The organism is Saccharopolyspora galaxeae (assembly GCF_016526145.1).
In the GTDB taxonomy this organism is placed as follows: domain Bacteria; phylum Actinomycetota; class Actinomycetes; order Mycobacteriales; family Pseudonocardiaceae; genus Saccharopolyspora_C; species Saccharopolyspora_C galaxeae.
In genome coordinates this window covers 69,787-92,827 of sequence record NZ_JADDUE010000001.1, presented here as the reverse complement: position 1 = coordinate 92,827, position 23,041 = coordinate 69,787, and the positions used below count along the sequence as shown (strand labels likewise).

Sequence of the window (23,041 nt, the reverse complement as noted above, 5' to 3'; positions counted from 1 at the left end):
ACCTGGCGTCGACCGACGCCTGTCCTGGAGGCCAACTCGTGAACGACGAGCGTGACGACCCGGCTCGTGGCCGCCACTCCCGGCAGCCCGAAGGTCGCAACCCCGGTCCCCCCGAAGACCGGGACACGCCCCCCACGGCCCGGCAGCAGGGTCCGCGGTCGCAAGGACCACCGCCGGGGCCGCCCCCCGGGCAGGGTGGTGCGCCGCAGGGGCCGCCGCCGAACCAGCAGCCGCCGCAGTCCGGCAGGCCCGCCGGTCCGCCGCCCGGGCAGGGCGGCGCTCCGCAGCGCCCGCCGCAGGGTCCGCCTGCTGGGCAGCAGGGCCCGCAGCAAGGCCAGCCGCAGCGGCCCGGTCAGCAAGGTCCCCAACAGGGGCCCGGTCAGCAGGGAGCCGGTCAGCAAGGACCGCCGCCCGGACCGCCGCCGGGGCAAGGGCCGCGCGCAGGAGACGGTGCGGGCCGTTCCCGGCAGGGCGAACAGCCGCAGTGGCCCGGTGAAGGAGCGCAGTCCCCGGACACCGTGCGCAACGGTCCGTCCGGCCAGCAGCGCTCGGGTTCGGCTCCGGAGTCGCCGCAGGAGACGACCGGCGCGTGGACTCCGTCGTTCGACGATGACGACGACGATGGCGCCTCGGGTTCGCGCGGCGATTCGGCGGAGGGGCGCAAGCTCGACTTACCGACGTCGTTCGCCCAGCAGCCGCCGCCTCCGCGGGAGCAGGCCGGTGGCAGGCAGGCGCCGCCCGGTGCGGGTCAGCGTCCGCAGCCGCCCCAGCAGCCGCCGAACGCCCAGCAGCCGAATCCGCAGCAGCAGAACCCTCAGCAGCCCCCGCAGCAGCCCGGCGAGCAGGGCACTCAGCAGGTGGGCCCGCAGCAGCGCCCCGGCCAGCAGCCGACCCGGCAGGGCCCCCCTCCGCCCCCGGGCGGCCAGCAGGGCACCCGCCAGGTGCCGCCGACCGGTAGGCCGCCGCAGGATCCGGGCGAACGGCCAACCGCGAACATTCCGCAAACTCCCGGCAACGCCCGGGACGGCGGTTCGAACCGGGGATCGCGGGGTGGTGCCGCAGCCGCCGGTGGCGTCGTCGGTGGAGTAGCCGGCGCCGCTGCGGCCGGCGGTGCCGCGGCCGCAGCCGGTGCGGGCTCCGGCGCGGCGGGCGGTGCCGCCGGTGCCGCGGGCGCGGCGGGCGGCGCGGGCGGTTCCATGCGCGAGCCGGAGCTGCTCACCCACGAATCCCGTGCCGCCGGGTACAACTACTACTCGGACAGCGCTTATTCGGACGGCGGGCGCTACGACGACTACGACGACTACGACGACGGGTATTCGGATGGCGCCTACGCGGACGGCCCGTACGACGACGATCCGGACGGTCTCTTCCCGGACGACGAGATGAGCGCCCGCAAGGCCAAGCGCAAGGTGATCTGGCGCCGGATACGCCGCGGCTGCTACGTGGCCGCGGCCGCGATGCTGCTGCTCGGCATCGGCACCTTCGCCTGGGGCTACACCATGTGGGAGGTCCCGAACCCGGAGAAGATCGCCAGTGAGACCCAGCAGACCATCACGATCAATTACGCCAACGGCCAAGAGATGACCCGCGTGGAGCCCGAGGGCGGCGGGACGACGATGATCCGCGACCTGCGCAAAGAAGTGGCGAAACCGATGCTCGACGCCACCGTCGCGGCCGAGGACGCGTCCTTCTACAGCAACCCCGGGTTCTCCATCAGGGGGATCGCCGGCGCGGTGTTCAACCAGTTCGTCGGTGGCCAGGGCGGCGGTTCCACGCTGACTCAGCAGTACGTCAAGCTCGCGCTGGACCAGGACGAGTACTCGATCACGCGCAAGGTGAAGGAAGTCGTCATCGCCTACAAGGTGACGAACCAGCAGAGCAAGGACGACATCCTCAAGGCCTACATGAACACCGCCTACTACGGGCGGGGCGCGCGGGGCATCCACGACGCTGCCGAGGCGTACTTCGGCAAGCTGCCCTCGCAGCTCACTCCGAGTGAGGCCGCAGTGCTCGCCGGCATGGTGCAGCGCCCTTACGACAACGACCCGCGCGCGGACAAGGAACAGGCGCAGAGCCGCTGGGAGTACGTGGCCGGGCAGATGCTGGCGAACAAGTTCGTCAGCAAGGCCGAACGCGACGCGATGCAATTGCCCGAGACCCGTCCGCGCGACGCGTGGACCAGCAAGGGCGACGGCAGCTCCCACCTGCACGTCCGCAAGCAGGTCCTCGCGGAGCTCGAACGGGAGGGCTACGACCAGCAGGCGCTGTCCCTCGGCGGCTACACGATCACCACGAACATCGATCCCAACGCGCAGCGGGCCGCGGAGGAAGCCGTCCAGCGCACCTTGCAGGGCCAGCCCCAGAACCTGCACACCACGCTCGCAGCGGTCGAGCCGAAGACCGGCAACGTGCGCGCCTACTACGGCGGCGGTGACAACGTCTTCTTCGACTACGCCGGTTCGCCGCAGCCGCCGGGTTCGTCGTTCAAGCCGTTCGTCGCGGCCGCGGGCCTGAAGAAGGGCTACGGCCTGGGCGAGACCTACGACGGCAGCAACAACCAGATGATCGCCGGTACGAAGTTCTCCAACGCCGAAGGCTCGACCTGCGACGACCCCAAGAACTGCGGCGTCCGTGAAGCGATGAACGAGTCGGTGAACACCGTGTTCGTCAACATGGCGGTGCGGTTCGGACCGCCCTCGGTCCGCGAAGCCGCGATCGACGCGGGCATCCCGGCCCAGTTCAGCGGCAAGCCGAGCCTGCAGAACGCGGACGGCACCATCGACTCCGGTATCGCCCTGGGTGCCTACCCGGTGCGCACCATCGACATGGCCTCCGCATATGGCACCTTCGCCAACGACGGCAAACGGGTGCAGCCGAGGTTCGTGCAGAAGGTCGAGAACTCCGTGAAGTCGGAGACCTTCTCGCCCCCGCCGCCGCAGCCCGCGTTCGACAAGGACGGCGAGAAGTCCAAGAACATCGCCGCGAACGTCATCGAGTCGATGCTCGGGGTGGCCGAGCACTCCAAGCTGCCGCTGGACCGCAACCGGCCGGTGGCGTCGAAGACCGGTACCCACCAGTTCGCCGAGACCGGCGACAACCAGAACGCGTGGATGATCGGCACCACGCCGCAGCTGTCCACCGCGGTCGGGATGCTCGCGGACGAGAACGGCAAGCCCGTTGCGGTGCGGGACAAGACCGGCAAGTCGTTCTACGGCAGCGGACTGCCAGGTGACATCTGGCAGGAGTTCATGAACGCCTACCACAAGAACCTGCCGGTGGAGCAGTTCCCGAAGCCGACGCCGATCGGCCAGTACCAGGTGAAGCCGCCGCCACCGCCGCCGGCGCCGTCCACCACGGCACCGCCGCCGACCACGTCCTCGTTGCCGCCGACCACGTCTTCGCTGCCGCCCACGAGCAGCGAGAGCGAGACGTCGGAGAGCGAGACGGAGTCGTCGCGGCCCGGTCCCGGTTCCGGCTGCGGCCTGTTCGGCTGCCCCGGTGGCGGGAACGACAGCCCGGGCGGCGACGACGGCGGCGCGGGGATGCCGAACGGCGTGGCCCCGACCCGGGGACGCGACGGCGAATGAACCGATCCGCACCGGGTGGCGCTTCCGGCGCCGCCCGGTGCGGGCGCGGGCGAGGGCTCGCCCGGGACGTAGCATCCGGGCGTGTCCACGAAGCCCGAGCACGCCGGCACCGAGCTTGAGGAGCCCGTAAAGGTGAGCGCGGCCGTGGACGGCGAGTCGCTGGACGCCGCGGACCGGGTCGCGCCGAGTTGGACCGAACCCGTCGCGGCCGCGGCCGCGCGGCCGTTCGGCGGCCGGATGGGCAGGCACGCGCAGGTCGGCAGGCAGTGGTTCTGGACGCCGCTGCGGGTGGTGCTGCTGCTGGCGATGGTGACGCTCTCGGCCGCCTACCTGTTCAAAGCGCCGTGCCTGCAGACTTACGACACGTCGCAGGGTCCGCAGCTGGACTGGCGGCACGGCAAGCAGTACACGGCGATGTGCTATTCGGACGTCATCCCCCGGTTCGGCATGGGCGATCTCGCCCCGGACGGGGTGTTCCCGTACAAGACGCCGTGGACGCAGAGCCCCGGGGCGACCCAGCCGGACCGGTACATGGAGTACCCGGTGGTCACCGGCGTCTTCCAGTGGGTCAACGCGAAGATCGCCGACGGCTGGTCGACGCTGGCCGGACTCGGCTGGCTGCCTTCCGCGCTGATCACCGTCGTGTACTTCAACGTCACCGCGTTCTGGCTCACCGCGGCGTGGCTGAGCACGGCGTGGGCGGTGCTGCTGCTGGGCGGGCGACGACCGTGGGATTCGGCGCTGGTGGCGTTGTCACCGCTGGCGTTCGTGCACGCCTTCACCAACTTCGACGCGCTCGCCGTCGCGCTCGCGACCGGCGGGTTGCTCGCGTGGTCGCGGCGACGACCGGGTTGGGCCGGGGCGCTGATCGGGCTGGGCGCCGCGGCGAAGCTCTATCCGCTCCTGCTGCTCGGGCCGCTGCTGGTGCTGTGCCTGCGTTCCGGGAGGTTGCGGGACGGCGGACGAGTGCTGCTCTCGACCGCGGTGGCCTGGCTGATCGTGAACGTGCCGATCTTGGCGCTGTACCCGAGGGGCTGGAGCGAGTTCTACCGGCTCAACGGCAGCAGGTCTGCGGACCCGGACTCGCTGTACAACGTGCTGTACCACTACACCGGCTGGGCCGGGTTCGACGGTCCGCTGGCCGCCGGCCAGGTGCCGGTGGTGCTCAACGCGGTCTCGCTCGGCGTGTTCGCCCTCGCCTGCGCGGGAATCGCCTGGCTCGCGCTGGCCGCGCCGGTGCGCCCGCGGCTGGTGCAGCTGTGCTTCCTGGTCGTGGCGGTGTTCCTGCTGACCAACAAGGTGTGGAGCCCGCAGTACTCGCTGTGGCTGGTGCCGCTGGCGGTGCTGGCGGTGCCGCGCTGGCGGTGGCTGCTGAGCTGGATGATCGCCGATGCGGCGCTGTGGGCACCGCGGATGTACTACTACCTCGGCACCGGCAACAAGGGACTGCCGGAAGGCTGGTTCCTCGGCGCCGTGCTGGTGCGGGACGCGCTGGTGATCGCGCTGTGCGTGCTGGTGGTGCGGGAGATCCTGCGCCCGAAGACGGATCGGGTGCGTACCTCGCTCGAACCCGCGGGCGCGCACGAGCGTCCGGCCGTGCACGACCCGTCCGGCGGCGTGCTCGACGACGCACCGGACCGGTTCACGCTGCCGTGGCCGCATCGCCTGACGAAGCGGCTGTCCGAAGGGGCGCGCGCCGCCGTCGGCGGTCCCGCGCCGTTCAAGTGAGCGGCTCGTCCACCGAGTTCCGCGCGCCGAGGAATGCCACGAACAATCCGGCCAGCAACACGGCCCGGCCCCACACCCCGATCATCAGGGCTTGCGCGGTGAACCCGTCGTTGATCCCGGTCGGCGAGTACATCCACGGGAAGATGCTCAACCCCATCGCCAGGTCCGCCAGCAGGTAGCCGACGATCCAGCCCCAGCGCACCCGGACCAGCACGAAGAACGGCAACAGCCACAGCGTGTACTGCGGCGAGTGCACCTTGTGCAGCAGCAGGAATCCGCACAGCATCGCCGCCGACACCTGCAGCCAGGGGAACGTCCCCGCCCGCAGCTGCATCCGCCATCCGATCAGGCAAGCCGCGGCGAACGAGCCGAGCATCAGCAGCGGGGACGCCACGCTGACCGCGGACTGGAACCCGTCGGCGTCGGCGAACGAGCGGAAACCCCAGTACCAGATGGAGTTCGTGCTCAGGTCCACCTCGCGCTGCGACTGGAACTGGAACGACGCCAGCCAGCCGCGGAAGCCGGCCAGCGCGAACGGGAGGTTGACCAGCAGCACCGTTCCCGCCGCGGCGGCGACCACGGCGAGCGCACCGCGCACGTCGTAGCGCTTGCCCGGCGGCAGCCCGGATGGCAGCTCAGCGCCGCGGCGGCCACCGGTGAGCACGTACAGCGCGAGCGGCAGCACGAACAAGCCCGGGTAGATCTTGCACGCGAACCCCGCTCCGAGCAGCACCGACGCCCAGAACGCGCGCTTGCGCAACGGCATCGAAGTGCACCGGTGCACGACGAACACCGCCGCGGTCGCGCACCCGACCGCAGGCAGGTCCCAGTTGTGGAACGCGTACAGCACCAGTGGCGGACCCAGCGCCCACAGCAGCGCGCGCCACCGGCTCAACCGCCCCAGCCACCAGGCGACCGCCAGCCCGAACGGGGCCATGAGCAGCGCCGATGCGGCCAGGAAGCCGGCATCGGTGTGCACCAGCAACGCCCCGAGCCAGATCAACAGCCCGGACAGCACCGGGTATTCGACGACACCGCCGTGCAGCGAACCGTCCTCGTCGATTCCGCCGTGCACGTACGGGAAGGTGTGCCGGTCGATGTCCCGGCCGATCCACAGGTTCTGGATGTCCGAGTAGCAGCCGTCCCGGTAGGAACGCTCCTGGTAGGACGGTTCGGAACGGCCCCACTCGTCGAACTCCGGCCCGGTGCAGCGCGCCTTGTTCGCGTACCCGGCCGCCATCGTCAACGCGGTCAGCAAGCACAGCAGGGCCAGCGCTGCGAAGGTGAGCCGCCGCGCGGTGCGGCTGGGATCGGGGACGTCGAAGATCGGGGCGGTCGGGAGCTGTTCGCGCAATCGATGTCCTTCCCGCCGCTTCGGCTCCGGGCGGTCGGGGGCGCGCCCGCGGAACCGACCCTAACGGGCGATCGGGACGATCAGCCGCCGACCTTGCTCCGCAGGAACTCGATGTCCGCGGCCTGCCCCTCGCCCGGCGTCTCCACCACGACCGGCGCACCGGCGTTGCGGCACACCTCGGCCAGCACGTCCGGGTCGATCTCGCCCGCACCGATGTTCGCGTGCCGGTCCCGCGAGGAGCCGAAACCGTCCCGCGAGTCGTTCAGGTGCACCAGGTCGATCCGCCCGGTGATCGCCTTGACCCGCTCGACGATGCCGGGCAGGTCCTCCCCCGCCGCGTGCGCGTGGCAGGTGTCCAGGCAGAACCCGGCGCCGAACTCGCCGACGGCGTCCCACAACCGGGCCAGCACGTCGAACCGGCGGGCCATCGCGTTCGCCCCGCCCGCGGTGTTCTCGATCAGCACCGGGACCTCGAACCCGCCTTCGGCGGCCTGCCGCTCGAACAGCTTGCGCCAGTTCGCGATGCCTTCGGCCGGGTCGTCGTCCTTGGTCACGTGCCCGCCGTGCACGACCAGGCCCTGCGCGCCGACTTCGGCCGCTGCCTTGGCCTGCTGGGTGACCGCCTTGCGGGACGGGATGCGGATGCGGTTGTTCAGCGAGGCGACGTTGATGACGTACGGGGAGTGCACGAACACCGCGAGTTCGCTGTCCCGCAGCTGGGCGGCCTGCGGGTGCGGCTTCGGGGCTTTCCAGCCCTGCGGCTCGGACAGGAAGAACTGCACGACCTCCGCACCCCGCTCGGTGGCGGCGGTCAGCGGGTCGTCGTCGCGGACGTGGGCCCCGATGCGCATGGCCGCAGCTTACGAGCGAGCCCGGACAGCGCGGCGGCCGGACCCGGCGCCGGATTCCCAGGATGCGGATTCCGCCGGTTTTTCACTGCACTGGCCGTCACTCAGCGCGCTGATCCACGTTATTTTCACCGGAGGGTGTTAATCGCTGTCACGCGGCGGTGATCTTCGGGGAGGAACCATGAGCGACGGCCTGGCCGCCGATCAGCAGTCGAACGCGCAGGTGAACCCACTGGTCAGCGAACGTCCGCCGAGCAAGGCGATGGGCCGGGTGCTCGCCGCGGGCGCGGCAGGAGCGTTGGTCACCGCGAGCACCCTGCTCGGCGCGGGTACCGCGAACGCCGCCGGCTCCGCGGTGATCGAGCAGTGCACCGGAAGCACCGACAGCAGCGAGTTCGGCCAGCGCATCGTGGCCAGCCCGGCCGCGCTGGACGCGAAGGTGGAGCAGGCCGTGCTGCTGGCGTTCCCGCTGCAGTTCGACCTCGCCAAGCAGGCGAAGGAGGAGTTCAGCGGCAGCGGGTCGGTCGGCCTCGGCACCGTCGGCGAGGAGACCCAGACCTTCTCCGGTCAGAACCTCGCGGACGCTTTCGCCGGGCAGATCGAAGGTCTCTCCGGGCTGCAGGACAAGGGCTCCGAGGTGAGCACCCACGTCCGCAACCTCGCCGCGCTCGGCTGCATCGGCGGCGCGCGGGTGCCGGGTCAGGAGCAGCCGCCACCGCCGCCACCGGAGCCCGCGCCCGAACCCGAGGAACCCAGCGAGCAACCCGCACCACCGTCGGCCGAACCCGGCGTTCCTGCGGACGACGAGACTTCCGCGCCGGTCGCGGCGCCGGGCACGCCGCGCGCCGACCCGCGCGTCGGGACTTCCGCGCCGGTCGTCGTGGTGCCGCCGAACTACGGCTCGGCCGCGCCCGGAACACTGCCGCCGTGGGCGCAGTCGCAGTTCGGCGCGGCACCCGGATTCGCCCCGAACGTGGGTGATCTGCGCGAACAAGCCGCCGCGAAGCAGCGCGAGCAGCGGGAGAACGCCGCGCAGCAAGAGGTCCGCGCCGCGGGCAAGGCCGAGACGCTGCCTGCCGGGCAGGACAACCGAGTCGCGCTGCCGGTGCTCATCGCCGCGATCTCGCTGGCCGGGGTGACCGCCGCGCTGGTGCGCACCTGGGTGCTGCGCCGCGCCTGATGCGGAATTGCTTGCGGCCGGCCGCCTCGCCGACCGGCCCGGAAACCTTGAGGCACTCGTACCCACCGGACCGGCGCGCGGCGCACCCGCCACGCGGTCCTGTCGGGGCAGGTTGCTAGCCTGGTCGACGTTCGTGGACGCGAACGACCCTCCTGCCACGGAAAGTCCGTGGCCGTGAGTCCACAGGAGGTGAGTGGTCCTCATGCGTCATTACGAGCTCATGGTCATCCTCGACCCGAGCCTGGACGAGCGCAACGTGCCGCAGTCCCTGGAGAACTTCCTCAAGGTCATCCGCAACGATGGCGGCAGCATCGAGAAGCTCGAAGTCTGGGGCCGTCGCCGGCTCTCCTACGAGATCGACAAGCACGCCGAGGGCATCTACGTCGTGCTGGACATCAACAGCGAGTCCGCCTCGATCAAGGAGCTGGACCGCCAGCTCAACCTGAACGAGAACGTGCTGCGCACCAAGGTGCTGCGGCGCGTGGTCGAGCCGCGCAAGGCCGCCCGCGTCGCCCGCGCCGCGGCGAAGGCGAACAAGCAGACCGCCTCGGCCTGAGCACCCGATCGGACCTCCCGCCCCGGCGGCAGGCGGTTCGCGCCTCGCTGAATCCGCACGGCAAGACAGTTCCCGCACCTCAAGGACGGAGTCCAGGCGATGGCCGGTGAAACGGTAATCACGGTGGTCGGCAACCTCACCGCCGATCCGGAACTGCGCTTCACGCCCTCCGGTGCCGCGGTCGCGAACTTCACGATCGCTTCCACACCGCGGACCTTCGACCGCCAGAGCGGCGAGTGGAAGGACCAGGAAGCGCTGTTCATGCGCTGCAACATCTGGCGGCAGGCGGCGGAGAACGTGGCCGAGACGCTGACCCGCGGGATGCGGGTCGTCGCGCAGGGCCGGTTGCGCCAGCGCTCCTTCGAGACGAAGGAAGGCGAGAAGCGCACGGTCGTGGAGCTGGAGGTCGACGAGATCGGGCCGTCGCTGAAGTACGCGACCGCCAAGGTGAACAAGATCAGCCGCGGCGGCGGTGGCGGTGGTTTCGGCGGTGGCGGCGGTTCTTCCGCGCCCGCCGACGACCCGTGGGGCTCGGCCCCGCCCGCCGGTTCCGGCGGCGGGTTCAACGACGAGCCGCCGTTCTGACCGCCCGCGGCGCACCAGACTCGAGATAGCTTTTCAGGAGGAAGACCATGGCCAAGGCGCCGGTGCGCAAGCCGAAGAAGAAGGTCTGCGCGTTCTGCAAGGACCGCGCCGCGCAGAGCATCGACTACAAGGACACGACGCTGCTGCGCAAGTACATCTCCGACCGCGGCAAGATCCGCGCTCGTCGGGTGACCGGCAACTGCAGCCAGCACCAGCGCGACGTCGCCATCGCGGTGAAGAACGCCCGCGAGATGGCGCTGCTGCCCTACACCTCGACCGCCCGCTGATCCGGGACCGCTCGTCCGCCCCGCGGCGGGTGCCGCAGGGCGGCGGACGCGGTGCGGTCCCGTTAGGAACGCTAGAAGGAGACACGTCGTGAAGATCATTCTGACTGCGGACGTGACCGGCCTGGGCGAGTCGGGTGACATCGTCGAGGTCCGGGACGGCTACGGCCGCAACTACCTGCTGCCGCGCAACCTGGCGATCGTCGCCACCAAGGGCGCGCAGAAGCAGGTCGAGACCATCCGCCGCACACAGGAGGCGCGCCGGGTCCGGAACCTGGAGCACGCCCAGGAGCTCAAGCAGCAGCTGCAGGAGCTCGGCTCGGTGACGCTGACCGCGAAGGTGTCCAAGCAGGGCAAGCTGTTCGGTTCGATCACCCCGGCCGACGTGGTCGCCGCGGTGCGCAAGGCCGGTGGCCCGAACCTGGACAAGCGCTCGGTGGACCTGCGCGGGCACATCAAGGCGCTGGGCAAGCACGGCGTCGACGTGCGGCTGCACCCCGACGTGAAGGCGTCGGTCGACGTGCAGGTCGCGGCCGCGGACTGAACCACGGACCCCCGGCGGCCGAGGCGGTTGCGCCCGGTCGCCGCGGGGCGCCTCGACCGGTCCGGGAGCACTCGCTCCCGGACTCGGGTCGGCAACGTGCGTTGCGCCGTTCGAGTCTGGTTTGGACAGTGCTCCCCACTCGATCGGCCGCTTGACCGTGAGCAACGCGCGGTCGCCGGGCGCTGTGCCCGACACGCCGATGTGCGCAGTTGGCGCGACACGCCGAGGCTTTTCCACGAATTTCTTCCACACCGCATGCACAAGCTCTGACCTGCGGTGTTTAGATGATCTTCGTCGGTTGTCCCCAGGTTGTCCCCAGCTATCCACCCGAGTTGTGCACAGCTGTCCACCGACCTGTCCCCAGTTGTCCACAGGTTGTCCCGAGGCTTGTCCACAGCTCGGTTTGCCTGCTCCAAGCGGGCGATCTAGCTTCGCGAGCGCACTCGTGCGCAACGGTGGGTGATCATGCCGCGGCCGTCGGCCCGGGATCGCGCGTGCGCCGTACCCGGCGCCGCGCAGCAGCGGCACCCGGCGCGGGTTGCCCGATCAGCAATGCCACCGGTGTCGGTGGCGACGGCTCGGAGGTGACGGGTACCGGTGGCGTTAGCAGACGAGCGCGGTGTCGAGCCCGGCGACTACAGCGACAGCTTCGAGCGCCAGCCGCCGCAGGACCTCGCCGCCGAGCAGTCCGTGCTCGGCGGCATGATGCTGAGCAAGGACGCGATCGCGGACGTCGTCGAGGTGCTCAGCCCGAACGACTTCTACAAGCCGGCGCACCAGAAGATCTACGACTGCGTGCTGGACCTCTACGGCCGCGGTGAGCCCGCCGACGCGATCACCGTCTCGGCCGAGCTGGAGCGCCGCCAGGAACTGCTGCGCATCGGCGGCGCGCCCTACATGCACACGCTGATCGCGAGCGTGCCCACCGCCGCGAACGCGGGCTACTACGCGGAAATCGTCTCCGAGAAGGCGGTGCTGCGGCGGCTGGTCGAGGCGGGCACGCGCATCGTGCAGCTCGGCTACCACGGTTCGGAGGGCTCGGAGATCGAGGAGGTCGTGGACCGCGCGCAGGCCGCGATCTACGACGTGACCGAACGCCGCACCAGCGAGGACTACGCGGCGCTCGAAGACCTGCTCCAGCCGACGATGGACGAGATCGACGCCATCGCTTCGCGCGGCGGCGAGTCCCAGGGCATCCCCACCGGCTTCACCGACCTCGACGAGGTCACCAACGGGCTGCACCCGGGCCAGATGGTCATCGTCGCCGCCCGTCCCGGTGTCGGCAAAGCGCTCGCGCTGGACACGCCGCTGCCCACACCGGGCGGCTGGACCACGATGGGCGAGGTCGCCGCCGGTGACGAGCTGATCGGCGCGCACGGCAAGCCGGTGCGGGTGCTGCGCGCGACCGAGGTGCTCGACGACCGGCGCTGCTTCGAGGTGGAGTTCTCCGACGGCGCGTTGATCGTCGCCGACGCCGAGCACCAGTGGCGCCTCGCCGACGGCAGCGTGCGCACCACCGGCGAGTTGGCGCAGTCGGGTTCGCGTCCGGCGCTGCCCACCCACGCCGCGTTCGAGCTGCCGGAGCGGGAGCTGCCGGTGTCGCCTTACACGCTCGGCGTGTGGCTGGCCGCCGGGGATCGTTCCGGTGTGGTGCACGCGGAACCGGAGCTGCTCGAGCAGGCCGGTCTGCAGCCGCGGGTCGCGGCCGAGCAGGCCGGTGAGCCGGAGCAGGCCGAGCCCGAGCAGCACGCCGAGGCCGAGCAGCCCGCCGAGCCTGAGTCGTCCGCCGAGGCCGAGTCGTCCGGCGACGACGCCGAAGCGCCCGAATCCGCCGAGCCTGCGCAGGGCGACGAGAGCAGTCCACTTCGGACGGACGGGCCGGTCGAGTCGCCCAGCGCGAACTTCGACTCGGACATCGCCGGTGCGCTCGCCCGGCTCGGCGTGTGGGACGACCACGACGTCCCGCTCCGCTACTTGCGCGCAGGCCCGGAACAGCGGCGTGCGCTGCTGGCGGGCCTGCTCGACGCGGCGGGTTCGGTCTCCGCGGACGGCGCGCTGCGGCTCGAGGTCAGCGAGCCGATGTCGGTGCGCGTCCGGGAACTCGTGCTCAGCCTCGGCTACGCCTGCGGGGCGCGGCTCGCGGACTCCGCGGCGGACCGTTTCGACCAGGTGGTGCTGGTCTTTGACAGCGGTGCGGACGAGGTCTTCCGGCTCCCCGCGAAGAACGCCGAGCACAAGACCCACCGCCTGGACCGGACCCCGGCCGCGCGCGCCATCGTCGCCGTCCGCGAGGTCGCAGGCGTGCCGGTGCGCTGCGTGGAGGTCGACGCACCGGACCACCTCTACCTGGCCGGGCGCGGCATGGTGCCGACGCACAACTCCACGCTGGGCCTGGACTTCGCCCGCGCGGCCTCGATCAAGCACGGCATGGGCAGCGTGATCTTCTCGCTGGAGATGGGCCGCACCGAGATCGTGATGCGGATGCTGTCCGCGGAGGCCCGCATCCGGCTCGGCGACATGCGCGGCGGCCGGATGACCGACGACGACTGGACCCGGCTGGCCCGGCGGATGAGCGAGGTCAGCGAAGCGCCGCTGTTCGTGGACGACTCGCCGAACCTGACGATGATGGAGATCCGGGCGAAGGCCCGGCGGCTCAAGCAGCGCTCCGACATCCAGCTCGTCGTGGTCGACTACATGCAGCTGATGACCTCCGGCAAGCGGGTCGAGTCGCGCCAGCAGGAGGTTTCGGAGTTCTCCCGGAACCTGAAGCTGCTCGCCAAGGAACTGGAAGTGCCCGTGGTGGCGATCTCCCAGCTCAACCGCGGCCCCGAGCAGCGCAACGACAAGCGGCCACAACTTGCTGACCTGCGTGAAAGTGGCTCGCTGGAGCAGGACGCGGATATGGTGATCTTGATTCATCGCCCGGACGCGTTCGAGCGGGACGATCCGCGGATGGGTGAGGCGGACCTGATCCTGGCCAAGCACCGCGCCGGTCCGACCTCCACCGTGACCGTCGCGCACCAGCTGCACTACAGCCGTTTCGTGGACATGGCGCAGGAATGAGCCGGCCTGCGTAGAGCCGCGGTCGGCTTGCCGTGGCCCGTTTTCCTTGCGTGCAGCACCCCGGACGGGCATGCGCCGCCGCTGACTCGTCGGAGCAGCGGTTCGTTCGCCCGCCGTGCTGCACGTCGTGGCCGCCGATGACTCGATCCGGTTAGCACGCGGCAGGTGGTGGGTGCGGCCGACACGCCGATGCATCTTGTGCCCGAGTGATCACTGCGCGATGCCTACCCTCGATCACGAATGCACTGCGACGAAGGGTCGGCGATGCGCACCGTTTTCCTGCACGGCGAGGCGGACCGCTGCTCGGAGGCGGCTGCCGCGCTGTCCGAGCGGTTCGGGCCGCGCGCCGAGGCACCCGGTCTGATCACGGCGATGCTGCACGAGAAGGGCGTGCAGGACGGCCTGCTCACCCGGTGGACCGAGGCGGACGTGACCCGTTTCCTCGCCGACGTCGTGCCGCGCCGGATGGTGCTGCCGAACTGGTCGGCGGTGCCGCGGGTGCTGCACGAGTGGTTCGACTTCCTCGCTGCCGCGGGATTGCTGCTACCCGGCAGCGGCTCGCTGCGCGCGCTGCACGCGGCGGTTGATGCCGCGACTCCCGATTACCTCGATGCGATGGCCCGTCCCGCGAAGTGGGGAGCGGGCAAGTTCTGGGCATCCGAAGCGCGCGAGCGCGGTGTGGACCCGGACGATCCGGTGGAGTTCGAGCGGTTCGTCGCCGAGGCGCGGGACGGTGCCGCGGGACTTGATCACGACCTGCTGCACGCGATCGAAGAGAAGCCGGAGCCGGCGGACGCGCCCGCGTACTGGTTGCCGCCGGTACGGGTCCCGGACTCGAACACGCCGGGTGCTGAGGCGGAGCGGGCTCCCGTCCTGGAACGCATGAAGCTGCTGCACGAGTGGGTCGGCGCGGGCCGGGCGCTGATCGCAGGTTCGGAGGACGGCCTCGATGAGCTGGCGGGCGCGCTCGGCACCGACCGGTTCACGGCGGGCCTGACGCTGGAGTGGGCGAAGCGGGCGCACCTGGTGCGAACGACCGGCGACCGCCTGGTGCGCACCGAGATCAGTGCCGCGTTGCTGGCGGAACCCGGGGTGCTGTGGTCCCGGCTGTGGGAGCTCTTCCTGCAGTTGGAGGACGTTCTCGGTGATGAACCGGAGTTCCCCGCCGGCGATGCCGGCTTGCTGCTGGATCTGGTGCAGGCGGTGCTGACCGCGCTGTATTCGGAGACCGAGGCGGTGCCGGTGGAGCAGGTGGTGAGCCTGGCCGTTCATGCGCTGGCGGACGAGGACGAGTTGACCCCGGAATATCGCCGCGCGGTGCACCGCGCGGTCGGCCGCGTACTCGACCAGTGGGCCGTGCTCGGCGTGGTGCGCTGCGAGCCGACCGAGCTGCCGGAGCGCCTGGAGCGCATCGCCGAGCTCGCCCCGGAAGGCGAGCCGGACCGGACCGTCGTGGAGCTGACGCCGCTGGGCGTGCGGGCCGCGCACGGTTCGCTGGAGGAGTTCGGTTTCGTCGTGCCGACGGTCGCCGGAATGGCGGCGCTGCCTGCGGAAGTCGTCGTGCTCGCGTTGCCGGGCAGTCCCGCGGACGTGGTCGAGGAGGTCGTGGGCGACTGGGTCGCCCGGCGCGGGCGGGCCGCGGCCAGTGCCGAACTGGCCGAGGTGCTGCGCCGGGTGGACGACCCGGAACTGCGGCTGGGGGCGCTGTGGCTGCTGGAGCACACCGGCCAGGAGGGCGTCGCGGAAGTGCTCGGCCTGCGCGAGGATCCGTTGTGCGGCGCGGCTGCGCGGATGTGGCTGCGGGTTCGGCCGGTGGAGACCGAGGTGGCGTTGCAGCACGGCGACGAACTGGCGGTCTCGCTGGACGCCATGGTGGTCACCGCGCAGGAGGATCCGGCCGCGTTCCTCGCGGATTTCCAGGCCCGCCCGGACCAGCTCGCCTTCGTCGACGAGCTCGCCCGCACCCGGCACGCCCGCGCGGACCTGCTGCTCGGCCTGCTCGCCCAGCAACATCCGGACCACCAGGTCTCCGCCGCTGCCCGCCGCCATCTCGCCCACCGCACCGCCGACGAACCCGCCTGAACAGCGGGCCGGTATACCCGAGCGCACGGTTTGACCGAGCGCGGTCGATGCGCACGAACCCGAGCGCAGTGGGCGCTCGGGCTGATCGGGCTGATCGGGCTGGCTCCGTTGTGGCGGCGGTACATGCTCTCCGGGATCGCGGACACCGTCGCGGCGGTAGAGCGCGAAGCGGCGATGTGACCGGCTATGCGCACGCCGTTGCTGCCGGCGTCAGCCGCGGGCGAGGTCGCGGAGGGCTTCGGGGAGTTCGCTGATGTCTCCGAGCACCCGGTACGCGCCGGCCAGGGCGTCCTCGGCGGGCGGGAAGTGCGCGTTCGGCACCGCGAACACGGTGGCGCCGGAAGCGGCGGCCGCGCGCAAGCCGTTGCTGGAGTCTTCGACGGCGACGGACTCCGCCGCCGAGACGTCGAGCCCTCGCGCGGCTTCCAGGTAGACGTCCGGGGCCGGTTTGCCTGCGCCGACCTCTTCGCTGGAGATCGTGTAGCCGACCGTTGCCCCGGCGCTTTCCAGGAAGGCCCGGATGATGCGCGGTGGTGCGGAGCTCGCGATCGCGGTCCGGTACTCGGCCGCGATCGTGCGCAGGGTTTCCGCCGCGCCCGGCAGTACCGGGGGATCGTTGCGGTAGACCTCGGCCATCCCGTCGATGACGGTCTCGGCGGCTTGCTCCGGCGTGAGCTGAGCCCCCAGTTCCGCCACCACGTAGCGGGACCATTCCGGAGTGCTCATGCCCATCATGGCCTCGGTCGCGCCTTCGGTCCATCGACCACCGTGGGCGTCGACGGTTTCGCGGCGAATCCGATCCCAGAGGTGTTCGGAGTCGACGAGCACGCCGTCGAGGTCGAACAGCACAGCAGCAGGTTGCACACCTCGATCATAAGAGCCGCGCTGCACGACCGGCGCTTCGGCGAGGGATGTCCGTGCTGCCCCCGACGCAGCACGGACACCGCTGTTCGAGCGACCAGCTGACACCGCCGGTCTCGAACACCGTTGCTGCGTCGGGCGATTCGCGCAATGTGTGCCTGCTCATGCCCGCTGGTTCCGCAGCCACCTAAAAGTTAGCATGGCGAACGAAATTGTGGTGGATGTCCGTTCCACCCACATCGACCTGGCGAGGAGGCGCGGCCGATGAGCGGCGCGCACGACGTCCGGCTGCTGGACGTCTTCAAAGGCCAGCCCAAGGCCGTGTGGGTCACCGCGTTCGCCGCGGTGATCGCCTTCATGGGAATCGGGCTGGTCGATCCGATCCTGCTGTCCATCGCCGAGGCGCTGCACGCCGGGCCGGAGCAGGTGACCCTGCTGTTCTCCTCCTACCTGGGCGTACAGGTCATCGCGATGCTGATCACCGGCGCGTTCAGCGCCCGGTTCGGTGCCAAGCGCACCGTCGTGACCGGCCTGGTGCTGATCGTGCTCGCCACCATCGCGTGCGCGGTCGCCGGTTCGATCGGGCAGCTCGTCGCGCTGCGCGCGGTGTGGGGACTGGGCAACGCCTTCTTCATCGCGACGGCGCTGTCGGTGATCGTCGGTGCGGCCAGCGGCGGGCAGCAGGCCGCGGTCCTGCTCTACGAGGCCGCGCTCGGCATCGGCCTGTCCACCGGCCCGCTGCTGGGAGCACTGCTCGGCAACATCTCGTGGCGCGGACCGTTCGCGGGCACCGCGGTGCTGATGGCGATTGCGCTGATCCTCTCGGCCGGGTTCCTGCCCGCCGACGACAAGGACCCGTCGAAGCGGCAGCGGATCCGGCTGCTCGACCCGTTGCGCGCGCTCGGGCACGGCGGCCTGCTGCGCACCGCGGTCGGCTCGGCGTTCTACACCGCGGCGTTCTTCATCGTGCTGGCTTGGGCGCCGTTCGTGCTGGAGTTCGGCGCGATCGCGGTCGGGCTGGTGTTCTTCGGCTGGGGGCTGTGCGTGGCGGTGGCCGGGGTGACGCTGGCGCCGCGGCTGGCAGCGCGGTTCGGCGAGGCCGGCGGCACCGTGATCGCGGTGCTGATCTACGCGGTGCTGCTGTTCGCGATGGCGATCGGCACCAAGCCGGTCGTGGTGGTCGCGGTGATCTTCAGCGGTATCGCATCCGGGCTGTTGAACACCCTGTTCACCGGCACGGCGATGAGCATCAGCAACGCGCCGCGGCCGGTGGCCAGCGCGGGCTACAACTTCTGCCGCTGGCTCGGCGGTGCCCTCGCGGCGACGCTGGTCGGCCACGTCGCGGAGTGGCTGGGTTCGCCGCACGCCCCGTTCGCGGTCGCCGCGGTGTCCTGCCTGGTCGCGGCCGCGCTGCTGGCGGTCGACCTGCGCAAGCGGCGCGATCCGCACCAGGTGCCCAGCGAGGCCGCTCTGGTCGGCGAGGAGTTCTGACCCGCGGACGCTCAGGAGGCCCGTCGCAGCTCCAGGTAGAGACGGCTCCACGACTCCGGTGTTAGATCTCGCGGCAACGACGCGGCCGGGAGCCAGCGCGGCACCCGGCCGTGGTTGCGGTGGACGATCTCGCCGATGCCGTGCCCACGTCCGGTGAACACCGCTTCCACGAAGTCCTGGAACGGTCCGCGTTCGGCGAACGGCAGCGCGGGGTCCGGCCTGCGGTCGATGCGCAGCAGACCACCGTCGACCGCGGGCCTCGGGTGGAAGGCACGCGCCGGAATCCGGTCGTGCAGCCGGAACTCGTACCACGGCGCCCACTGGGCGTTGAGCATCGAGCCGCCGACGCCGCGCTTTCGCGCCACGTCCCACTGCACCAGCAATACCGCGCGTCGCCAGGCCGGGATGTCGAGCAGCCGCCGCGTCATGGCGGTGGTGAGCCCGTAAGGCAGGTTGCCGACGACGTCGAACGGGCCTGCCGGAAAGCGGAACCGCAGCATGTCGCAGCGCACGACGCGGACTCGGGACCACTTGCCGCGCAGTCGGGCCGCCCAGCGCGGGTCGAGTTCTACGGCGGTCACCGGGTGCCCGGTCGCGGCGAGCCGACCGGTCAGCGCGCCGCCGCCGGCGCCGAGTTCGACCAGCGGACGCCCGTCGCGCGGATCCAGCAGTTCCAGCACGCGCGCGGGCACCTGCGGGTCGATGAGGAAGTTCTGGCCGAGTTCGCGGCTCGCACGGGACGTGCGGGAAGGCATGGGTGCTCCAGCGTTCGCGGGACCGGGGAACACCGGGTCTCGCGTCGGCCGGGACGTGTGGCTGCGCGCGCGGCGGATGCCGATAGGCCCGCGGCGGCCGTGCTGAGCGGCTCAGCTGCGCCGCGCGGGTACGAGGCGGCGGAACACGCCCCGGGGACGGACCCGGGCGCGTGGCGGCTCACCGGAAAGCGGAAGTCCGGTGGTCGCTCAGCTGTTCCGCGGCCGGATGACGAACGCTGCACATGCCATGCCGGGCAAGCTAGCCGAGCCCGGACACCGGCGCGAACGAATTTTGCTCGCACTGCGTGTCCGGCCGGGAGCGTCGGAGCTACCGGATCGGCCGATTGCGGATTCGAGTGCGCACCGCGCGTCATGAGTTCGGGCGCTGTTCACCTGACGGTCCAGGATTTCTCGCCTGCCCGGCATAGCGTTCGGATGTTCCCGACTGACCCCTGGAGGGCCGCTTGACTCCCCGATCGGACAGCGGGCGGGTCGTCCCGCTCCCACTCCTGTCCCACCACTCCGCGCGGCGTTCCGCCGTGACCTGCAAGTACCGCTGCGGCAACGCTTGCGCGCACGAGGCGCCGAACACTTCGGACAACGGCTACTTCGGTGACGTCGTGGAACGGGTGCTCAACCGCCGCGGCGCCCTCAAAGCAGGCGGCGTGCTGGCGCTCGCGGTCGGCGGCACCGCGCTGTCCGGGTCGGCCGGCGCGCTGTCCGGCACCGCGGCAGCGGCACCGGGCGAGTTCGCAGGCCGCGGCGTGCCCGGTACCGACTTCACCCCCGTCGCGCCGAACAAGGACGACCGGGTCACCGTCCCCGAGGGCTACCGGCAGGACATCGTGATCCGCTGGGGAGACCCGGTGCTGCCCGGCGCGCCCGAGTTCGACTTCCACCACCAGAACTCCGCGGCGCAGGAAAAGCAGTTCGGCTACAACAACGACTTCGCCGGGTTCGTCCCGCTGGACAGCACCGGCGAGCGCGGCCTGCTCGTGGTGAACCACGAGTACAGCACCGAGCCGCACATGTTCCCGGACTACGACGCCGAGAACCCCACCGAGGAGCACGCCCGGATCGCGTGGGCCGCGCACGGTCTTTCCGTGGTCGAGGTGACCCGCGAACCCGGCAAGGGGCTCACCCCGAAGATCGGCAAGTACAACCGCCGGATCACGCTGAACACCGAGTTCGAGGTTCGCGGCCCGGCCGCGGGCAGCGAGCACCTGAAGACCTCCGCGGACCCGACCGCCACCAAGGTCTTCGGCACTCAGAACAACTGCTCGGGCGGGGTCACTCCGTGGGGCACGATCCTGTCCGGCGAGGAGAACATCCACCAGTACTTCGCCAACTCGGACAAGGTCACCGACCCGGTCGCCAAGCAGCGCTACGAGCGCTACGCGATCGGCACCGGCGTCTCGGAGCGCAAGTGGGAGCGGTTCGACAAGCGCTGGGACGTCCCGCGGGAGCCGAACGAGCCGAACCGGTTCGGCTGGATCGTGGAGATCGACCCGAACGACCCGGAGTCCACCCCGATCAAGCACACCGCGCTGGGCCGGTTCAAGCACGAGGCCGCGACCATCCAGGTCGCCGACGACGGCCGGGTCGCGGCCTACCTGGGCGATGACGAGCGGTTCGAGTACGTCTACAAGTTCGTCTCGAACGGCCGGATCAAACCGGGCCGCAGCGCGCACGCGCGCAGGCACAACTCCGCGCTGCTCGACGACGGCACGCTCTACGTCGCCAAGTTCACCGGCAACAGCCCGGAGTCCGAGATCGACGGCTCCGGCAAGCTGCCCGCCGACGGCCACTTCGACGGTGCGGGCGAGTGGATCAAGCTGGCCAGCGGCGACGAGTCGTTCGTGCCCGGGTTCACCGCCGAAGAGGTCTACGTGTTCACCCGGCTCGCCGCCGACGCGGCCGGTGCCACCAAGATGGACCGGCCCGAGGACATGGAGCCGAACCCGGTCAACGGCCGCATCTACTGCGCGCTGACGAACAACTCCAACCGCGGCTCGGCGGGCAACGCCGGGCCGGACGAGGCGAATCCGCGCGTGGAGAACAAGCACGGGCACGTGCTGGAGGTCGACGACGACACCACCGGTACCCGGTTCGGCTGGAACCTGCTGCTGGTCTGCGGCGACCCGAACGATCCGGGCACCTACTTCGGCGGCTTCGACAAGAGCGCCGTCAGCCCGATCTCCTGCCCGGACAACGTCGCCTTCGACCGGTTCGGCAACCTGTGGATCACCACCGACGGCAACGAGCTCGGCTCCAACGACGGGTTGTTCGCGGTGCCGGTGGAAGGCCCGGAGCGCGGGCAGGTCAAGCAGTTCCTGACCGTTCCGGTCGGGGCCGAGACCTGCGGCCCGGTGATCCTCGAAGACCTGATCACGGTCAACGTGCAGCACCCCGGTGAGGACGCGGAGGACCCGCAGCACCCGACCTCGCACTGGCCGGACGGCGGCACTTCGGCGCCCCGGCCCGCGGTGGCGGTCGTCTACCGCGAAGACGGAGGCCGGATCGGCGTGCGCTGATCCGGCCCGGCGAGCGCGGGGGCCTTCCGAACCCGGGAGGCCCCCGTTGCGCTCTGGTTGGTCCCCGAATACGGGCTGAGCGGCCAACTCGCCGCGTGCGGGTCGGCACGTCGGCAGCGGGCCGGCTCTCCGAGACGGCCCGGCTCGTCGAGCGCGGACTAGCTCTCCGCCGGCGATTCCTTCTCCGCGCCCCGCCCGGTCTGCGCGGGCGTCGCGCGCAGCGCGACCGCCACGAACGCCGCCGCGATCATGACCAGGCCGACGACCCACAACCCGGCCCGCTGCGATCCCGTCACGTCGCGCAGCGCACCGGTGACGTACGGCGCGGCGAACCCGCTGATGTTGCCCAGCGAGTTGATCAGCGCGATACCGCCCGCGGCAGCGGCCCCGGACAGGAACGTGCTCGGCAACGCCCAGAACGTCGGAAGCGCCGCGCACACCCCCACCGCGCACACCGTCACCGCGATCATCGCCAGGATCGGGTTGCCCAGGTACAGCGCGATGGGAATGCACACCCCGCCGAGCAGCATCGGCAGCGCCACGTGCCAGACGCGCTCGCGGGTGCGGTCGCCGTGGGCGGCCCAGAACACCATCGCCACCGCGCCGATCACGTACGGCACCGCTGTGACCAGGCCGGACTGCACGGTGGAGAGCTTGGTGCCGTACTGCTGCTCAAAGCCGTCGATGATCGTCGGCAGGAAGAACCCGAGCGCGTATAGCCCGTAGGAGATCCCGAAGTAGACGAACGCCAGCGCCGGGATCCGCGGGTGCGTCAGCGCCTTGCGCAGCGGCCAGTGGTGCGCCTGCTCCGTTTCGCGCCGCTCGGCCGCCAGCTGTTCGCCGAGCCATTCCCGTTCGCCCGCGGTGAGCCACTTGGCCTGCTCCGGGCGGTCGGTCAGGTAGAACCAGGTCGCCACGGCCAGCAGCATCGCGGGCACGCCTTCGACCAGGAACATGAACCGCCAGCCGGACAACCCGAACACCCCGTGCCCGGCGTCGATCAGCAGGCTGGACACGGTCGCGCCGATGGCGCTGGAGACCGGCACCGCGGTCATGAACAGCGCGACCGCCTTCGCCCGCTGCGCGGCCGGGAACCAGTAGGTCAGGTACAGGATGATGCCGGGGAAGAACCCGGCCTCGGCGATGCCCAGCAGGAACCGCAGCACGATCAGCCCGGTCGCGCTCGGCACGAACGCCATGATCGTGGCCAGCACACCCCAGGTGATCATGATCCGGGCCAGCCAGCGGCGCGCGCCGAACCGGTGCAACGCCAGGTTGCTCGGCACTTCCAGCACCAGGTAGCCGAGGAAGAAGATGCCCGAGGCGAGCCCGAACGCGGTGGCGGTCATGCCGAGTTCGTCGTTCATGCCGTTCGGACCGGCGAACCCGATGTTGACCCGGTCCAGGTAGTTGACGAAGTACAGCAGGCACAGGAAGGGCATCAGCCGGAGCGAGACCTTGCGCAGGACCCGGTTGCCGGCGGCGGCATCGGTGCTGTTCACCGGAACGTCCTATTCCGCACCGCTGACGCGGGTCAAGCCCGCCGCCCGCGAAGAGGTCCCCGGCACAGTGTGCGCGAACGTGCGACC

The 23,041-nt window shown here is 70.9% G+C and carries 17 protein-coding genes; 12 read left to right on the top strand and 5 right to left on the bottom strand.

Going from position 1 to position 23,041, the window contains the following annotated elements:
- Window positions 1-38: 38 nt before the first annotated feature.
- Complete coding sequence (locus INP57_RS30245; RefSeq protein ID WP_200067993.1) at window positions 39-3,587, top strand: transglycosylase domain-containing protein; 3,549 nt, start codon at window positions 39-41, stop codon at window positions 3,585-3,587.
- 81 nt (window positions 3,588-3,668) lie between these two features.
- Window positions 3,669-5,315 (top strand): glycosyltransferase family 87 protein, encoded by a 1,647-nt coding sequence (locus INP57_RS00390; protein WP_307849824.1) that lies wholly within the window; start codon window positions 3,669-3,671, stop codon window positions 5,313-5,315.
- On the opposite strand, the gene INP57_RS00385 is transcribed toward INP57_RS00390, so the two are convergent.
- Together INP57_RS00385 and INP57_RS00380 are read right to left on the bottom strand one after the other, a co-directional pair.
- The gene (locus INP57_RS00385) at window positions 5,308-6,555 is read right to left on the bottom strand and encodes a glycosyltransferase family 87 protein (protein WP_200068631.1); all 1,248 of its coding nucleotides are present in this window, start codon (window positions 6,553-6,555) and stop codon (window positions 5,308-5,310) included. The genes INP57_RS00390 and INP57_RS00385 overlap by 8 nt on opposite strands.
- A 194-nt stretch (window positions 6,556-6,749) precedes the next feature.
- Window positions 6,750-7,520, bottom strand: a complete 771-nt coding sequence (locus INP57_RS00380; RefSeq protein WP_200067992.1) for a deoxyribonuclease IV — start codon at window positions 7,518-7,520, stop codon at window positions 6,750-6,752.
- A 178-nt stretch (window positions 7,521-7,698) separates the two neighbouring features.
- Here INP57_RS00380 and INP57_RS00375 point away from each other — a divergent pair, with 178 nt between their 5' ends.
- From INP57_RS00375 to INP57_RS00340, 8 genes are all read left to right on the top strand, one after another.
- A complete protein-coding gene (locus INP57_RS00375; RefSeq protein ID WP_200067991.1) occupies window positions 7,699-8,697 on the top strand; it encodes a hypothetical protein in 999 nt (332 codons plus the stop codon).
- A gap of 202 nt (window positions 8,698-8,899) precedes the next feature.
- Window positions 8,900-9,253: a 30S ribosomal protein S6 gene (rpsF, locus tag INP57_RS00370; RefSeq protein WP_200067990.1), complete on the top strand. Its 354-nt coding sequence runs from the start codon at window positions 8,900-8,902 to the stop codon at window positions 9,251-9,253.
- Window positions 9,254-9,352: 99 nt separating this feature from the next.
- Window positions 9,353-9,838, top strand: coding sequence for a single-stranded DNA-binding protein (locus tag INP57_RS00365; RefSeq protein ID WP_200067989.1), 486 nt, complete (start codon window positions 9,353-9,355; stop codon window positions 9,836-9,838).
- A 47-nt stretch (window positions 9,839-9,885) separates the two neighbouring features.
- A complete protein-coding gene (rpsR, locus tag INP57_RS00360) occupies window positions 9,886-10,125 on the top strand; it encodes a 30S ribosomal protein S18 (RefSeq protein ID WP_200067988.1) in 240 nt (79 codons plus the stop codon).
- Between the two features lie 88 nt (window positions 10,126-10,213).
- The gene (gene rplI / locus INP57_RS00355) at window positions 10,214-10,666 is read left to right on the top strand and encodes a 50S ribosomal protein L9 (protein ID WP_200067987.1); all 453 of its coding nucleotides are present in this window, start codon (window positions 10,214-10,216) and stop codon (window positions 10,664-10,666) included.
- A gap of 597 nt (window positions 10,667-11,263) precedes the next feature.
- Window positions 11,264-13,729 carry a replicative DNA helicase gene (gene dnaB / locus INP57_RS00350; RefSeq protein ID WP_200067986.1) on the top strand — a complete coding sequence of 822 codons (2,466 nt, stop codon included), beginning with the start codon at window positions 11,264-11,266 and terminating at the stop codon, window positions 13,727-13,729.
- A gap of 240 nt (window positions 13,730-13,969) precedes the next feature.
- Window positions 13,970-15,811 (top strand): hypothetical protein, encoded by a 1,842-nt coding sequence (locus tag INP57_RS00345; protein ID WP_200067985.1) that lies wholly within the window; start codon window positions 13,970-13,972, stop codon window positions 15,809-15,811.
- Between the two features lie 30 nt (window positions 15,812-15,841).
- Entirely contained in the window at window positions 15,842-15,991 is a 150-nt protein-coding gene (locus INP57_RS00340) for a hypothetical protein (RefSeq protein ID WP_200067984.1), read from the top strand.
- 30 nt (window positions 15,992-16,021) lie between these two features.
- Here the strand turns inward: INP57_RS00340 and INP57_RS00335 are convergent, their stop codons facing one another.
- Entirely contained in the window at window positions 16,022-16,675 is a 654-nt protein-coding gene (locus INP57_RS00335) for an HAD family hydrolase (protein WP_200067983.1), read from the bottom strand.
- 261 nt (window positions 16,676-16,936) lie between these two features.
- Here INP57_RS00335 and INP57_RS00330 point away from each other — a divergent pair, with 261 nt between their 5' ends.
- Window positions 16,937-18,163: an MFS transporter gene (locus tag INP57_RS00330; protein ID WP_200067982.1), complete on the top strand. Its 1,227-nt coding sequence runs from the start codon at window positions 16,937-16,939 to the stop codon at window positions 18,161-18,163.
- Between the two features lie 11 nt (window positions 18,164-18,174).
- Here the strand turns inward: INP57_RS00330 and erm are convergent, their stop codons facing one another.
- Window positions 18,175-18,918, bottom strand: coding sequence for a 23S ribosomal RNA methyltransferase Erm (gene erm / locus INP57_RS00325; RefSeq protein ID WP_200067981.1), 744 nt, complete (start codon window positions 18,916-18,918; stop codon window positions 18,175-18,177).
- Between the two features lie 539 nt (window positions 18,919-19,457).
- On the opposite strand from erm, the gene INP57_RS00320 reads away from it, so the two are divergent.
- Entirely contained in the window at window positions 19,458-21,452 is a 1,995-nt protein-coding gene (locus INP57_RS00320) for a PhoX family protein (protein WP_200067980.1), read from the top strand.
- A 158-nt stretch (window positions 21,453-21,610) separates the two neighbouring features.
- Here INP57_RS00320 and INP57_RS00315 read toward each other — a convergent pair whose 3' ends face one another.
- Window positions 21,611-22,954: an MFS transporter gene (locus tag INP57_RS00315; RefSeq protein WP_200067979.1), complete on the bottom strand. Its 1,344-nt coding sequence runs from the start codon at window positions 22,952-22,954 to the stop codon at window positions 21,611-21,613.
- Between the last annotated feature and the right edge of the window lie 87 nt (window positions 22,955-23,041).